Source organism: Variovorax sp. 278MFTsu5.1, from assembly GCF_048305045.1.
GTDB classification, from domain to species: Bacteria; Pseudomonadota; Gammaproteobacteria; order Burkholderiales; family Burkholderiaceae_C; genus Variovorax; species Variovorax guangxiensis.
On record NZ_CP157623.1, the window covers coordinates 59,275 to 72,924 of the forward strand.

At 67.5% G+C, this 13,650-nt stretch carries 15 protein-coding genes; 2 read left to right on the plus strand and 13 right to left on the minus strand.

Going from position 1 to position 13,650, the window contains the following annotated elements:
* Nucleotides 1-7: 7 nt before the first annotated feature.
* Nucleotides 8-784, plus strand: a complete 777-nt coding sequence (locus ABL844_RS32345) for an enoyl-CoA hydratase/isomerase family protein (RefSeq protein ID WP_369662768.1) — start codon at nucleotides 8-10, stop codon at nucleotides 782-784.
* Nucleotides 785-897: 113 nt separating this feature from the next.
* On the plus strand, nucleotides 898-1,881 hold the full coding sequence (locus ABL844_RS32350) for a Bug family tripartite tricarboxylate transporter substrate binding protein (protein WP_418132181.1): 984 nt from the start codon (nucleotides 898-900) through the stop codon (nucleotides 1,879-1,881).
* A gap of 19 nt (nucleotides 1,882-1,900) precedes the next feature.
* Here ABL844_RS32350 and ABL844_RS32355 read toward each other — a convergent pair whose 3' ends face one another.
* The 13 genes from ABL844_RS32355 to ABL844_RS32415 all read right to left on the minus strand — a co-directional run bounded on the left by ABL844_RS32355 (nucleotide 1,901) and on the right by ABL844_RS32415 (nucleotide 13,648).
* Nucleotides 1,901-2,773: a LysR substrate-binding domain-containing protein gene (locus tag ABL844_RS32355; protein ID WP_418126145.1), complete on the minus strand. Its 873-nt coding sequence runs from the start codon at nucleotides 2,771-2,773 to the stop codon at nucleotides 1,901-1,903.
* 103 nt (nucleotides 2,774-2,876) lie between these two features.
* Entirely contained in the window at nucleotides 2,877-3,599 is a 723-nt protein-coding gene (locus ABL844_RS32360) for an ABC transporter ATP-binding protein (protein WP_184642426.1), read from the minus strand.
* Nucleotides 3,580-4,347 (minus strand): ABC transporter ATP-binding protein, encoded by a 768-nt coding sequence (locus ABL844_RS32365; RefSeq protein ID WP_184642425.1) that lies wholly within the window; start codon nucleotides 4,345-4,347, stop codon nucleotides 3,580-3,582. The genes ABL844_RS32360 and ABL844_RS32365 overlap by 20 nt, the downstream gene beginning before the upstream one ends.
* A complete protein-coding gene (locus ABL844_RS32370) occupies nucleotides 4,344-5,357 on the minus strand; it encodes a branched-chain amino acid ABC transporter permease (protein ID WP_184642424.1) in 1,014 nt (337 codons plus the stop codon). The genes ABL844_RS32365 and ABL844_RS32370 overlap by 4 nt, the downstream gene beginning before the upstream one ends.
* Nucleotides 5,354-6,223, minus strand: a complete 870-nt coding sequence (locus ABL844_RS32375) for a branched-chain amino acid ABC transporter permease (RefSeq protein ID WP_418132182.1) — start codon at nucleotides 6,221-6,223, stop codon at nucleotides 5,354-5,356. Before ABL844_RS32375 ends, ABL844_RS32370 begins: the two co-directional genes overlap by 4 nt.
* 15 nt (nucleotides 6,224-6,238) lie before the next feature.
* Nucleotides 6,239-7,417 (minus strand): ABC transporter substrate-binding protein, encoded by a 1,179-nt coding sequence (locus tag ABL844_RS32380; protein WP_184642422.1) that lies wholly within the window; start codon nucleotides 7,415-7,417, stop codon nucleotides 6,239-6,241.
* A 91-nt stretch (nucleotides 7,418-7,508) separates the two neighbouring features.
* Entirely contained in the window at nucleotides 7,509-8,153 is a 645-nt protein-coding gene (locus ABL844_RS32385; protein WP_184642421.1) for an isochorismatase family protein, read from the minus strand.
* Nucleotides 8,150-9,193 (minus strand): 2,5-dihydroxypyridine 5,6-dioxygenase, encoded by a 1,044-nt coding sequence (locus ABL844_RS32390; protein ID WP_184642420.1) that lies wholly within the window; start codon nucleotides 9,191-9,193, stop codon nucleotides 8,150-8,152. The genes ABL844_RS32385 and ABL844_RS32390 overlap by 4 nt, the downstream gene beginning before the upstream one ends.
* Before the next feature lie 24 nt (nucleotides 9,194-9,217).
* Nucleotides 9,218-10,213, minus strand: a complete 996-nt coding sequence (locus tag ABL844_RS32395; protein WP_184642419.1) for an amidohydrolase family protein — start codon at nucleotides 10,211-10,213, stop codon at nucleotides 9,218-9,220.
* Between the two features lie 17 nt (nucleotides 10,214-10,230).
* On the minus strand, nucleotides 10,231-10,746 hold the full coding sequence (locus ABL844_RS32400; protein ID WP_184642418.1) for an aromatic-ring-hydroxylating dioxygenase subunit beta: 516 nt from the start codon (nucleotides 10,744-10,746) through the stop codon (nucleotides 10,231-10,233).
* Nucleotides 10,743-12,053 carry an aromatic ring-hydroxylating oxygenase subunit alpha gene (locus tag ABL844_RS32405; protein ID WP_418132183.1) on the minus strand — a complete coding sequence of 437 codons (1,311 nt, stop codon included), beginning with the start codon at nucleotides 12,051-12,053 and terminating at the stop codon, nucleotides 10,743-10,745. The genes ABL844_RS32400 and ABL844_RS32405 overlap by 4 nt, the downstream gene beginning before the upstream one ends.
* Nucleotides 12,054-12,062: 9 nt before the next feature.
* On the minus strand, nucleotides 12,063-13,334 hold the full coding sequence (locus tag ABL844_RS32410; RefSeq protein ID WP_184642416.1) for an NAD(P)/FAD-dependent oxidoreductase: 1,272 nt from the start codon (nucleotides 13,332-13,334) through the stop codon (nucleotides 12,063-12,065).
* Nucleotides 13,331-13,648 (minus strand): non-heme iron oxygenase ferredoxin subunit, encoded by a 318-nt coding sequence (locus ABL844_RS32415; RefSeq protein ID WP_184642415.1) that lies wholly within the window; start codon nucleotides 13,646-13,648, stop codon nucleotides 13,331-13,333. The genes ABL844_RS32410 and ABL844_RS32415 overlap by 4 nt, the downstream gene beginning before the upstream one ends.
* Nucleotides 13,649-13,650 lie beyond the last annotated feature (2 nt).

Here is a 13,650-nt window from a genome sequence, read left to right on the forward strand (position 1 = left end):
GAAAACCATGCCCATCGTCTACACAGTCCAGGATGGCGTCGCCATCGTCACCCTGAATCGGCCCGAGGCCATGAATTCCATCGACCCGGAATCCAACGAGCAACTGCTCGGCATCTGGGACCAGGTCTGCAACGACGAGGACGTCCGCGTGCTCGTCCTCACCGGCGCGGGCGAGCGTGCCTTCTGCACGGGTGCGGACCTCAAGAAGACGATGCCGTCGGGCGACGGCGTCGCGCGGGAAGTCTTTCGCGGCGGCAACCGGCACTTCAACTTCGGCACGCTGCACACCGACAAGCCCGTGGTCGCGGCGATCAATGGTTACGCCCTCGGCGGCGGACTCGAGCTGGCCCTGCTGGCGGACATCCGCATCTGTTCGGACAACGCCCAGTTCGGCTTGCCGGAGGTGCGCGTCGGCAGCATCCCGGGGGCGGGCGGCACGCAGCGCCTGATCCGCGCGGTAGGCCAGTCCGATGCCATGTGGATGCTGCTGACGGGCGAGCGCATCGACGCCGCCGAAGCGCTGCGCATCGGCCTGGTCAGCAAGGTGGTGCCGCTTTCGGCGCTGCAGGAAACGGCCATCCGGCTCGCGCGCACGATGGCGGCCAATGCCCCGCTGGCGATGACGGCGGCCAAGCGGCTCGCGATGAGCGGGCGCGAGCTGCCGCTGGCCGGCGGGCTGGCGCTGGAACGCCAGGCCTTCGGGCTGCTCAGGGACAGCGAGGACCGGCTGGAGGGGCGCCGCGCCTTCGCCGAGAAGCGCGCCCCGGTGTTCCGAGGCCGCTGAACTCCTCGACTGGAGGACGACGGCGTCGACGAAGACGCCGCCTCCAGCTGATCCGCCCCACCTTGCCCTACTTGCATCCGGACGACCGATCCGGCTTCCTCCTGGAGCATCTCTTGAAGACACTGCCTGCTTCCTGGCGCTGCAGCCTCGCACTCGCCATCGCCGCCTTCGTCGGCGCACCGCCGGCCATTGCTGAGCAAGGCGGCCGGCAACCGGCCAGGATCCTGGTGGGCTTCTCGCCCGGCGGCACCCTCGACGTGGTGACGCGTGCGCTCGCGGATCAGATGCACGACTCGCTGCACCGCACGGTCGTGGTGGAGAACAGGCCGGGCGCTGGCGGAAGGATCGCGATCGATGCGATGCGTGCCGCCCCTGCCGACGGCAGCGTGGCCATGCTGTGCCCCGACTTCCTGACGTCGATCTACCCCTTCGTCTTCAACAAGCTCAACTACGACCCGCAGCGGGACGTCCTCCCGGTGTCGACGGTGGTCGAGTTCGCGATGGCGCTGGCCGTACCCGCCTCCTCGCCGGTGAAGACCTTCGGCGAATACGCCCAGTGGGTGCGCGCGCATCCGCAAAGCGCCAACTTCGGCCATGCGGCGTCGGGTGGACCGACGCATTTCCTGGGGCTGCAGATCGGCAAGATCATCGGAACGCCGCTGCAGGACGTCCCCTTCCAGGGCGCGGCCCCGATGATCGTGAACCTTGCCGGCGCCAACATCGCGGCGGGCACTTCCACGGTCGGCGACTTCGCGCAGCACCACGAGGCCGGCAAGCTGCGCGTGCTTGCCGTCACCTCGGCCCAACGCTCCGCGCTCCTGCCGGATGTGCCGACCTTCGCCGAGCTCGGCCGCAAGGAACTCACCACGGTCGGCGTGCTGGCCATCTGCCTGGCACCCGGGACGCCTGCACCCGTCGTCGCTGAATGGAGCGACGCCGTGCGAAAGGCGGCCTCGACCGAGCAGTTCGCGAAGAAGGTCGGCGCGCTCGGTTTCGTGAACACGGGAAGCTCACCCACCGCTGCACGCGCCAGGTTCGCAGAGATGCGCGCATTCTGGGAGCCCGTGGTCAAGGCCTCGGGCTTCAAGGCCGACTAGCAGGCCCCCGGGGGCACGCCTAGCGGACCGACCGGATCCACTCCCTGAACAGCCGCACCGGGGCGGTGGCCGCCTTCATCGGGTCGCAGACGAGGTAGTAGCCGAGTTCCGTCCGTGCCATGTGGTCGACAGCGACCACCAGGCGGCCGGTTCGAAGGTCGTCTTCCACGTAGGCACGCTGGGCCATCGCGATGCCCAGGCCATCGGCCGCGGCCTGATAGCACAACGCGGCGTTCGCCAGGGTGATGCCGCGCGGGCGGGCGGGATCCGCAAGACCGGCGGAGCCGAACCAGAGCGGCCACGCTTGCGGCCGCATCATGGAGTGCAGCAGGTTGGCCTGCAGCAGGTCGCGAGGTGTCTGCAACGGCCCCGCCTGGCCCGGTGCGCAGACCGGGACGAACTCGTCGTCGAAAAGGTGGTCCAGCTCGACGTCGGCCCACTCGCCCATGCCATGGCGGATCGCGCAATCCGCGCCTTCGAGCCGCATGTCGTCGGCCATGGCGATCGTTGCGATCTCCAGTGCGATGTCGGGGTGCTCCGCGTAGAAGCCATGCAGGCGAGGAACGAGCCAGCGGATGGCCAGGCTCGGTGTCACCTTGAGGCGAAGCCTTCTTTCACTCCGATGCTCGGCCAGGTCGCCGAGTGCGTCCTGCAGGCGGTCGAAGGCATCGCAGACGCGGTGGGCGAGCCTTTCGCCCGCCGCCGTGAACCCGATCTCGCGGCCGGACCGCTGGAACAGCTGCACGCCCAGCCCGGCCTCGAGCTGCTTGATCTGCTGACTCACGGCCCCGGGCGTGACGTGAAGCAGCTGGGCTGCCCGCGAGACTCCCTTGGCCCGGTACACCGCATCGAAAGCCCGCAGCGGACTCAGGAGAGCGCGAAGGTTCTGCATGGCGGATAGAAGCCGTGCCGCATTCAGCCGCTGCTGCCGCTGCCGACGAAGGCGCGAGCCGGCGACGGCACACCGCACCCCGATCGCGCAGCAGGCATCGGCCTTAGCACTTCTGGATCCCGATGGTGCGGTTCAGGAGTTGCTCGTCCTGGCGCAGCGCGGCTGCCGAGCCGGCATACGCGGCGACGCCGCGCTCCAGCACGATGACGTTTGTCGAGAAGTCGAGCACGACGTCCACGTGCTGTTCCACGAGGATGCACCCGACCCCGAGCTTGTCGCTCATGCGGACGATGGCATCCATCAGCTCCTCGCGCACCATCGGGGCCAGGCCCTCCAGCGGCTCGTCGAGCAGCAGGATGCGCGGCTGCCCGACGAGCGCCCGCGCCACGGACAGCATCTGCTGCTCGCCGCCCGACAGCTGGGTGCCGCCGTTGCGCCGCCGCTCCTTCAACCTGGGAAACAGTTCATAGACCGCGGGAAGCGCCGCGCCGGCCGAGCGCCCCTGGAGACCCGACAGCAGGTTCTCCTCCACCGTGAGCGAAGGGAAGATGTCGCGGCTCTGCGGCACGTAGCCCAAGCCGGCGCGGGCGCGGGCGAAGGTGCTGGCGCCGCTGATGTCCTTGCCGCCGAAATGGACGCGCCCCTTCATCAGATCGGCCAGGCCCGTCGCGGTCGCCAGCGTCGTCGTCTTGCCGGCGCCGTTGCGCCCGATCAGCCCCAGCCGCTCGCCTTCGCGCACGCTGAAGCTCAGATGTTCGACCACGGGCACGCCGGCGTAGCCGGTCGTGACGTCGTCGAACCGAAGTTCAATGGGAGTGCTGGGCATGGTGGCCGTCTCGTCCGAAGTAGATTTGCTTGACTTGTTCGTTGGCCGCGACTTCCTGCGGAGTCCCCTCCACCATCACCGCGCCGGCAACCAGGACGATGATGTGCGAGGCGAAGCGGAACACCAGGTCCATGTCGTGCTCGATGAGCAGCACCGACAGGTCCTTCGGAAGGCTCTCGATGGCGCTCATGATGCGGCCGCCTTCTCCCTGCGGCACGCCCGCGCCGGGCTCGTCCAGCAGCAGCACCTCGGGTTTCATGGCGAGCGCGAGCGCGATCTCCGCAAGCCGCTGCTCGCCGAGCGCCAGCCGTCCCACCACCCGGTTCGCATAGGGCTGCAGGCCCAGCATGCCGAGCGTCTCGTGGACCTCGTCGTGCACACGCGCCGAACGCGCCGGCGAAGGCCACCACTGCATGGAGGCGCGCAGCCGCTGGAGCACCGCGACCTTGACGTTCTCCGCCACGGTCAGGTCCTTGAACAGGCGGCTGATCTGGAACGTGCGGACGATGCCGCTGCGCACGCGTGCGTACTGCGGCAGCTGCACGATTGAGCGGCCGTCGAGCTGGATGTCGCCGGACTTCGGACGGATCGCGCCGCTGAGCAGGTTGACCAGCGTGGTCTTGCCGGCGCCGTTCGGCCCGATCAGTGCCGTGCGCGCGCCCTGCGGGAGCGACAGCGTGACGTTCTGCGTGACGGCCAGGCCGCCGAAGGAGTGGCACAGGTTGTGGGTTTGCAGCCGGGGGGTCATCGGGCTCCTCCCTTGCGGCCCAGACGCCTGGCGTACGCCGCGGCCCGGTCCAGGAGCCCGATCAGGCCCTCGGGCAGGACGATGAGCACGAAGATCAGCATCGAGCCGATCACGAAGAGCCAGTGGTACGGGTTCAACGTCGATGCGATGTGGTGGATGGTCATGTAGGCGACGGTGCCGAGCACCGCACCCGACAGGCGGCGCGTGCCGCCCAGGACGATCATGACGACGACGCCCGCCGACGTCGTGAAGTCCAGCATGAAGAGATTGGCCACCTTGCTGGTCTGCGCGGTCAACGCGCCAGCCAGGCCCGCCACGACGCCGCCGACGGTGTAGACGGCCAGCAGGTGCAGGTACACGCGCCCGCCCAGCGCCTGGACGCGGCCCGGGTCCTGCCGGATCGCCCTGGCCGTCAGGCCGAAGGGCGAATCGACCAGGTTGCGCACGAGGAAAAACACCAGCACCAGCGCGCCCAGCGCGTAGAAATAGCCGGTGTGGCCCATGAAGTTGAACTCCCAGATGCCGAACAGCGGGGCGACCTCGAAGCCGGCAAGTCCGTCGTCGCCGCCCGTGAGCCATCGGGCCCAGTTGGCGAGCTCGAGCAGCAACTGCGCCACGGCGATGGTGAGCATGACCAGCGTGAGCTTGGTCGAGCGCAGCATGACGGCACCGCTGAGCAGCGCGATCAACCCTCCGCCCAGGCCGCCGAGCAGCAGCCCGACGATCGGATCGGCCGTCAGGTACAGCGCTGTCCAGCCCGCGACGTAGGCACCGGCGCCGTAGAGCGCGGCCTGGCCCAGGGTCGCGATGCCCGCCTGCCCGAGCACGAGGCTCAGCGACAGCGCGAAGATGGACATCGTCGCCATGTTGGTCAGCAACCCCAGGTCCTGCGGGAACAACGCGAAGGCCAGCAGCCCCGCCAGCGTCAGGACGATCTCGGCGCGCAACTGCGTCCACGGGCGGGCGCGGGGCGGCACAGCCATCACCATGGGTGGAATCACCGCACTCATGCTTGCCTCCCGAACAGCCCCTGGGGCCGCAACAGCAGGACGACGATCATCGTCAGGAAGAAGGCAGCCGATGCGAGCTGCGGAACCATGTATTTCATCGAGGTCTCCACGATGCCGAGCAGCAATGCTGCGAAGAAAGAACCAAACAGATTTCCGTTTCCACCCACGGCCACGACGGCCAGGAGGATCACGAGGTACTTGGAGGCATAGGTCGGCTCCATCGGCAGCAGCTCGGCACCGGCGATGCCGCCCAGCGCCGCGAGCGCGGCACCGATCGCGAAGGTGGCTGCGTAGATCTTCGTCGTGTCGATGCCGATGGCCCGGGCGATGGGCGCGTTGTCGACCGCAGCGCGCACCCGGATGCCGAAGGACGACCGGTCCACTGCGAACCACAGGACGACGACGACCAGCAACCCGCAGGCGACGACGATGAGCCGGTGCCGGGGAATGGAGCGAAAGCCCAGGTCCACCGAGCCGCCGAACGCCTCGGGAAGCGCGACGGAGGTCACCGACGATCCGAACATCAGGTTGACCGCCGCGGTGGCGACGAACATCAGTCCGATCGTCACCAGCATCTGGTCGAGATCGTCGCGGCGGTAGAAGCGGCGCAGCAGGGTGCGCTCGAAGATCAAGGCCAAGAGGGCCACCAGGGCGATCGCCAGCACGAAGCCCAGCCCGATGGGTACGCCCAGGCGCTGCGGAATGCTCGCTGCGAGAAAACCGCCGAGCATCGCGAAGGCGCCATGGGCCAGGTTCACCACACGCATCAGGCCCATGGTCATCGACAGGCCCACGGTGATCATGAACAGGATCATGGCGTACGTGACGCCGTCGACCAGGATGCTGCCCAGAAGCGCGAAAGACATGCTGCAGTCTCTGCGTTACTTGGCCGCGCCCTGGATGCGCCCGTAGTCGGGCTGCATCTCGAAGGTCCTGAACTCGCGGTTGACGAAGCGCCCCGAGGCGTCCTTCTCGACCACACGCATGTAGACGTTCTGCACGAACTCGCGGGAAGCCGGGTCGATCTTCACCGGGCCGCGCGGGCTCTCCCACGAAAAGCCCTTGGCGGCGGCCAGGGCCTTGGGCCCGTCGCGCTTGCCGTCGGTTGCCTTGACCATGTGATAGATCACATGCAGGCCATCGTACGCATTTGCGAGCTGGACGGTCGGAATGGCCTTGGGCGCCACCTCTGCCAGCGCCTTGACGGCAGCATTGTTCAGCGGCGAGTTGTGCGTCGCCGAATAGAACATGCCGGTCTCGATGCCGAGCAGCTCGGGGCCGATCGCGCGCAGTTGGTCTTCATCCGTCTCGCCCGTGCCCAGGAAGCGCACCCCTGCGGCCCTCAACCCCGCTTCGTTGTAGGCCTTGATCATTGCGTAGGTGGCCGGCCCCCCGGGTCCGAAGACGTAGAGCGCGTCGGGCTTGAGCGCCTTCACGCGCTGCATCAGGGGGCCGAAGTCCGTCGTCTTCAGCGGCGCACGGATCGCCTCGAGCAGCTTGCCGCCTCCGGCGACGAACGCGGTGTTGAAGGCCTTCTCGGCGTCGAGGCCGGGACCGAAGTCGCTGACCAGCGACACGACGTTCTTCACGTTCTTCTCGAGCGCGTACTTGGCCACCGGCACGGCCATCTGCGGCAGCGTGTAGGAGGTGCGCAGCAGGTAGTCGGACTTCTCGAGAAGCGACGAGGTCGACGCGTTGAAGATCACGACAGGTACCTTCGCCTCCTGCGCGAGTGCGGCGACAGCCAGCGTATCGGGCGTGAAGTACAGGCCGGCGATGTACTGGGCGCCTTCCTTGATGATGAGCTCCTGGGCCAGTGCCTTGGCCTGCGCGGGATTGATCTCCGGCAGGTCGCGGTAGACGACCTCGATCGTGTGCCCGCCTGCAGTGGTGCCGTTGAGCTTCTGGTAGGCCTTGGTCGCTCCTTCCCAGGTCTGCCCCACCGCGGAGAACGGTCCGGACATGGGCGCGATCACACCCACCTTGATGACGTCGGCGCGGCTTTGCAGCGCGAGCGATGCGAGTGAAACCGCGATCGCGGCAATGAGTTTGAGGGTCATCTTCTTCTCCAGGTAGTGGGGGTCGCTGGCGGGTTCATTCGCCCGGGTTTTGACGAGAGGTCGGTCGGGAGTCGTGGGGTGCGGCCAGGCTTCAGGCCGGGACGCCGCGCGGCTGCACTGCTTCGGTCGCCTGCAGTGCGGCGTCGCGAGGCATCAAGGTCGCGTACTTCTGGTCCATGTCGAAGAGGTTGGCCTCGTGCGCCTGCAGCGACCGGTCGCCCACGCAGTCCGTGACGACCAGGGGGCGAAAGCCGTGGCACATGGCATCGACCACGCTGGCACGGACACACCCGCTGGTGGTGCATCCCGCGATCAGCAAGGTCTGCACGCCGCGTTGCGACAACCAGGAAGCCAGCGAGGTGCCGAAGAAGGCCGACGGATGGATCTTGCGCAGCACCAGCTCGCCGTTGCGTGGCTGCAGCTGCGCGACGATCTGGCTCTGCGGCTCGTCCTCGCGCAGGGCCAGGATGGGCGGCACCTTGAGGGCGAAGATGTTCGCATCGGCGCCGTCGTCCTGGTACACGACCCGCGTGTGCACGATGGGCCATCCGCGCTCGCGCGCAGCGGCCAGCAGGCCGCGGGTGCATTCGATGGCCGGCTCGATGTTGCCGCCGCCGAACGTGAGCGGATCCGCGAACCCGTTGACGAAGTCGATGATCAGCAGGCCGTATGGCGCCTTCGGGGCGACGGCATTGCCAAAGCCCTGCTTCTGGTAGATGTCCGGATCGGCGCTCATCGGAAGGCCTCGTCGATGACCTTGCCGTCGCGAACCACGACGACGTCGTCGAGCTTCACCGTGCAGTTGCGCAAGGGAATGTCCAGGTGGCAGGGCGTGGTGCGAGGCCCTCCGGCCTCGTTGTTGGGGCCCAGCGAGAACAGGAAGTTGCCTTCGAACGCACGCGCGTCCTGCCCGGACGTGGCTTCGCGGTCCACCAGCGACAGCGTGTGCCAGTAGCAGCGCGGCTGCATCCCCCAGCCGATGTGCGCGATGGCGTAGGCCTCGGGGTCCTTGTAGGCCTCCATGAACTCGCGCAGCAGCGCGGCGTCGATGTCGCCCTCGATGCTGCGCACGAAGCCTTCGCGCAGCTGCATGGTGATTTTGTCCGAGACGTAGTTCTTCTGCGGCAGCAGGATGTCACCGCGATCGATCACGATGGTGCCGTCGCTGCCGCCCTCGTTGGCGAAGGTGAAGAGGAAGCCGCTGGGCCAGTGGTCCCAGCGCCCGGGCTCCTCGCAGAAGCCGTACTCGGAGATGGTCGGGTAATCACCGAGCTTGAAAGTCACGTCGGTACCGGCCGGCGAGGTCACGTGCATCTTCCTGGCGGCCTTGAGCAGCTTCGATGCGGCGAGCACGCGCTCGCGATCGGCCTCGGTGGGTACCGCCCGCACCAGCACCTCGGGCGGCTCGACGGCCAGGAGGATCTTCGTCCCCGACTCGAGGATCTCCATCTGCTCGGGCGAGAACAGCAGCAGCATCAGGTCCAGCACGATGTCGCTGTTCTTCATCGCCGCGAGCGCGACCGGGTTGTTGGTGAGGGGCGTTTCTCCCAGGTAGTTCATCAGGTCGCGGCTGGGGGCCTTCTCCGCGTTGATGGGCTGCAGTTCGATCCTGGTGACGACCGCGCCCGCGGCCTGCGCCGCGATCGTGGCGGTCTGCAGCGTCTGGGGGTGGGTGTGGGGGCCGCACAGGATCGAGACCTTCTGGCCCGGCTCCACCTTGCTGAGCTTCAGAACCTCGTTCCAGGCCTTGACCATCTGGTAATCGCTGACTGGCATGTTTCGTCCTTTGTTTGAAAAGTTTCAGATCTGCAGGAGCGCAAGGTCCTGCGGGCTGCCGAGCTTGAAGAGCCGGCGCGCATTGCCGTGGCAAACCAACTCGCGGGTGCGCGCGTCGAGCGGCGCCTGCTCGACGAAGGCGCAGGCTTCGGCGGTGGACTCGTAGGGGTAATCCACGGAGAAGAGCACGGCATGGGCGCCGAGCTCGCCGATGGCGCCCAGCAGTGCCGGCGCGGAGCACACCCCGGACGTCGTGATCAGGATGTTGCTGCCGATGTACTCGCTGGGCTTGCGCGCCAGCTTGATGCCCGAGGGGTACGCGGCGAAGCGGCTGTCGATGCGCCAGCGTTGATACGGCAGTGCCTCGCCCATGTGGCCCAGCAGCAGGGTCAGTCGCGGGAAGCGGTCGAACACCCCGCCGAACAGCAGGCGCAGCGCGTGCCCCGCGGTCTCCACGCCCCACCCCCAGGTGGCCCCCTGAAGCACAGGCATGCCCTCCAGCAGCGCCGGCGGCTGGCTGAACGCGTTGGGGTGCAGATAGATGGGCACGCCGAGTGCCTCGGCGCGCTCCCAGAACACGTCGAACTCGCTGCCTTCGTAGTAGCGGCCCAGGGTATGGCCGTTGATCAGCGCGCCCTTGAAGCCGCACTCGACGACGGTGCGCTCGAGTTCTCGCGCTGCGGCCGCCGGGTCCTGGAGCGCGACGTGCGCGAAGGCGCCGAAGCGCTGCGGATGGCGCGCCACGCGCTCGGCGAGGAACTCGTTGTTCTCGCGTGCGCGCCGCACGGCGGCGGCGCCGTCGGTCTCGGCCTGGACGCCGGGCATCGTCTGCGACAGCACGGCGTACTCGATGTTGCCCGCGTCCATCTCGGCCAGGCGCTGGTCGTCGAAGTCACTGAGCCTGGCGTCGAGCCGCGCCACGAAGTCGGCCGGCAGCGCTCGCGTGTACTTCGCGGAATAGGCATCGAAGCCGGGGGCGCTGAAGTGCTCTTCGAGCGCGATCTTGGGTGTTTGATTCATTGTCGTCCTCAATGGATTCAGGCCGGGTATGCCAGGGCCGTGTCGAGAATTTCCGTGTCGTGCACCACTTCGCGGCTGGCAATGAGCAGCCGTTCGCCGTCGCGCACGAAGCGGTCGTGATAGATGCCCGCGAGATGCACGGTGGAAGGCCCCTCGACCAGGGTCTGCATCAGGATGAAGGGGGTCTGCGAACTGATCGTGTCGCCCGTCTCCTGCAGCACGCGCGTGATTCCCAGCACATGCAGCATGTGCCGTGGCGCGAACATCTGCGAGTGCGCCACCGCGAGCGCGCGGTCGGTGATCATGTCCAGGCCCTCGCAGTAGACGAGGCCCACGGGCATGTCCAGCAGCGCGTTCTGGCGCGAGGTGATCCGGTAGGTCGCGTCCTTGCTGAAGAACTCGGGCCAACGCTCGATGTCGTTGGCATCGAGTGCTGCGCAGTACTCGACATGGAACGAGTCGACCTCGGCGCGCAGCTCGGCCGCGCGGCGCGGCGAGATCGTGGACCTGGCGTAGGCGAGCCGCTCCTTCATGCTGCCACCTCCGCGACACGGATGCCCATGACGTCCCGGTAGTACTGGTAGAGCGACCGGATGCACGACTCCGAGATCAGGTTGCGCGCCGTTCCCTGGTGGCCCGCGTCGAGCTTGACGACGTTGTTGTCGGTGGACGAATTGCGGATGCCTTCCTGCACGAACTTCAATGCCTCGTTGTCCTCGAGGCCCAGGAAGCCGGACGGGCCCATCAGGTTGCCCTGCCGAAGGCGGTGCCGCGTCATCTCGGGCGTGTCGTCCTCGTAGCCGAACATGGTCCACTGCATCACCATGCTGTTGGGGCCGTTCGGAATGATCTGGCGCACACCCATCGTGTTCATCTGGCGCTGCACGATCAGGTTCGGCCACATGGTCATCATGTTGGCGGACCAGGGCGAGTCGAACTCGCGCACGTAGTCCAGGAACCGCTCGTCGCGCAGACGGAGGTTGTCGCTGAACGACCGCATCTCGGCCTTGTCGTCGGCGGCGACCGTGGCATAGACCTGGTCGGGCTTGGACGATGCCATGTAGCCGTGGCAACCATGTTCCTTGTCGGCGAAGACGATCGACTTGATGCCGGGCACCAGAAGGCCGAACACCACGAGGAACGAATGCAGCAGCGTCGCGTGGTACGGGTCCTTGAGGTTCTCGTGGTACATCTTCCAGTTGCACGGAAGCTCGTTGCGGCAGTAGCCCAGGATCTTGAGCTTCCTGCCCGAGAACGGAACGTCGAACTCCTCGACGATCTCCTTGGTCATGTACTCCTCCAGCGGCGGCGTCTTGTCGGAGTAGGTGGCGAACACCACGCCGTTGCGCGTGGCCACGCGCAGTTGCCGGGTGCCGTGCTCTGCGTTCTTGAAGTCCGGCGGCATGCCGCCGACCTTGTTGATTCCGCGCTTGAACGGCACGCCCTGCAGGTTGCCCTTGAGGTCGTACGACCACTGGTGGTAGGGGCAGACGAACTCCTTCGCGTTGCCGTGGCTGGAGCGGCAGAACTCGGCGCCGCGGTGGGCGCATCGGTTCTTGAAGACGGAGATCGTGTTGTCTTCCGCGCGAACGATCACCACGGCCGTGGCGCCGACGTAGCCCCGCTTGTAGTCGCCGGGGTTTGGGATCTCGGCTTCCAGTGCGACGAAGTTCCAGGTGTCGCCGCGGAAGATGCGCTCGATCTCCTGGTCGTAGATGGCCTGGCTGGTGTAGACCCAGTCCGGAATGTTGTTGAGCGCGTCCGCGGGCCAGACGCACTGTTCCAGGGGCGGGTTCTTTCGGGCATTCGTGATGCCGATGACCGCCTGCGATTGATACATGAAAGCTCCTTAGGCTCTGAGGGGTGGTTGAACGGTGGAAGGGGGGCTGCCTCGCATCTGCCTGGCCCATGCACGCAGATCGGTGGCGTCGCGCTGGAATTCGTCGAGCAACACCGGCTGCCGCTGCTCGAAGAGGGGCCGGATGGCGCGCAGATCGGCCCCGGCGTTGATGGCCACGCCGTGCAGCGGCACGGCGCCGCGGTGGCCGATCCACAGCACCTTGCCGGTGGCCGGATCGCCCCGGCGCACATAGTCGAGACCGGGGGCCGGCAGGCCCAGCATCTGGATGTTGTGCCGGCCCTGGTCGGTCCAGAACCAGGGCACCGCCGGTGTCGGGCCGGTCGCACCGAGCATGGCGGCCGCGGCGGTGCGTGCCTGCTCGTTGGCGTTCTGCCAGGATTCCAGGCGCGTCGGCGCCGCGTGCCCCGGGCGTTGCTGGCTGGTGCAGTCGCCGCACGCGAACACGTGCTCGTCGCTGGTGCGGCACTGCGCGTCGACGAGAACGCCGCCGCCCGCCGCGATCTGCAGGCCCGCATCGCGGGCCAGTGCGTCGTTGGGCGAAAGGCCGATGGCCACGACGATCTCGTCCGCCTCCAGATCGCCGGCATGGGTCGACAGGCGCATACGGCCATCAGGCAGAGCGTTGACGCCTTCGAGGGCAGTGCCGAGCAGCAGTCGCGCGCCTGCCTGCCGCAGGCCGGACTCGAGCCACGCCGATGCTTCGGGCGGAAGAAATCGATCGAGCACGGACGTCGCGCGTTCGATCACGGTCACCGCCGCACCGGCCGACAACGCGGAACTGGCGATCTCGAGGCCAAGAAAGCCGCCACCCAGGATCGCGACCCGCGGCTTGCCCTGTAGGGCCGCGCGCAGCCGCCGCGCATCGTCGAGAGTGCGCACGTAGTGCACGTGCGGTCGGCCCGCCGGTGCGCACGCCAGCGTGCTGGCCTCGCCGCCCGTGGCGATCAGGCACATGTCGTACGGGAGCACCTGGCCATCGGCAAGGCGAACCTGCCTCTTCGAGAGATCCAGGGCTACCGCATCGCTGCAGCTTCGAAGATCGATGTCGCCGAGTGCCCAGGCGTCCTGCGCGAGGACGTCGAGGCGCGGCTCCTCGGCCGCGACCAGCACGGCCTTGGACAACGGGGGCCGCTCATACGGCCTGTGACGCTCGCGCCCCAGCATCGTGATGCGTCCGCGGTAGCCGTGTTCGCGCAGCGCATGGGCGGCGACCGCCGCGGCCTGGCCCGCACCCACGATGACGATGCCGGGCGAAGTCATTTCGCGGCCGGCGACATCACGTAGATGTCATCGCCTTCCTGCTTCACGGCGTGGGTACGCAGGTCCACGGTGACCGGCGCGCACAACGCCTTGCCCGTGCGGATGTCGAAGCGCCCCTGGTGCAGCGGGCATTCGACACAGCCGTCCTCGACGTAGCCTTCCGAGAGCAGCGCGGTGGCATGCGTGCACATGCTGTCCGTGGCGAAGAACTCGTCGTCGACACGAAACAGCGCGACGCCGTGGCCTGCGACGTTGAGGGTTTTCGCTTCATCGTTTTTCAGCTCTCGCGCCGAAGCGACTTTGATCCAGTTCATGG

Coding starts and splice junctions, on each gene's coding strand:
- ABL844_RS32345 (WP_369662768.1), top strand. CDS start 8: ATGCCCATCGTCTACACAGTCCAGGATGGCGTCGCCATCGTCACCCTG.
- ABL844_RS32355 (WP_418126145.1), bottom strand. CDS start 2,773: ATGCAGAACCTTCGCGCTCTCCTGAGTCCGCTGCGGGCTTTCGATGCG.
- ABL844_RS32360 (WP_184642426.1), bottom strand. CDS start 3,599: ATGCCCAGCACTCCCATTGAACTTCGGTTCGACGACGTCACGACCGGC.
- ABL844_RS32365 (WP_184642425.1), bottom strand. CDS start 4,347: ATGACCCCCCGGCTGCAAACCCACAACCTGTGCCACTCCTTCGGCGGC.
- ABL844_RS32370 (WP_184642424.1), bottom strand. CDS start 5,357: ATGAGTGCGGTGATTCCACCCATGGTGATGGCTGTGCCGCCCCGCGCC.
- ABL844_RS32375 (WP_418132182.1), bottom strand. CDS start 6,223: ATGTCTTTCGCGCTTCTGGGCAGCATCCTGGTCGACGGCGTCACGTAC.
- ABL844_RS32380 (WP_184642422.1), bottom strand. CDS start 7,417: ATGACCCTCAAACTCATTGCCGCGATCGCGGTTTCACTCGCATCGCTC.
- ABL844_RS32385 (WP_184642421.1), bottom strand. CDS start 8,153: ATGAGCGCCGATCCGGACATCTACCAGAAGCAGGGCTTTGGCAATGCC.
- ABL844_RS32390 (WP_184642420.1), bottom strand. CDS start 9,193: ATGCCAGTCAGCGATTACCAGATGGTCAAGGCCTGGAACGAGGTTCTG.
- ABL844_RS32395 (WP_184642419.1), bottom strand. CDS start 10,213: ATGAATCAAACACCCAAGATCGCGCTCGAAGAGCACTTCAGCGCCCCC.
- ABL844_RS32400 (WP_184642418.1), bottom strand. CDS start 10,746: ATGAAGGAGCGGCTCGCCTACGCCAGGTCCACGATCTCGCCGCGCCGC.
- ABL844_RS32405 (WP_418132183.1), bottom strand. CDS start 12,053: ATGTATCAATCGCAGGCGGTCATCGGCATCACGAATGCCCGAAAGAAC.
- ABL844_RS32410 (WP_184642416.1), bottom strand. CDS start 13,334: ATGACTTCGCCCGGCATCGTCATCGTGGGTGCGGGCCAGGCCGCGGCG.
- ABL844_RS32415 (WP_184642415.1), bottom strand. CDS start 13,648: ATGAACTGGATCAAAGTCGCTTCGGCGCGAGAGCTGAAAAACGATGAA.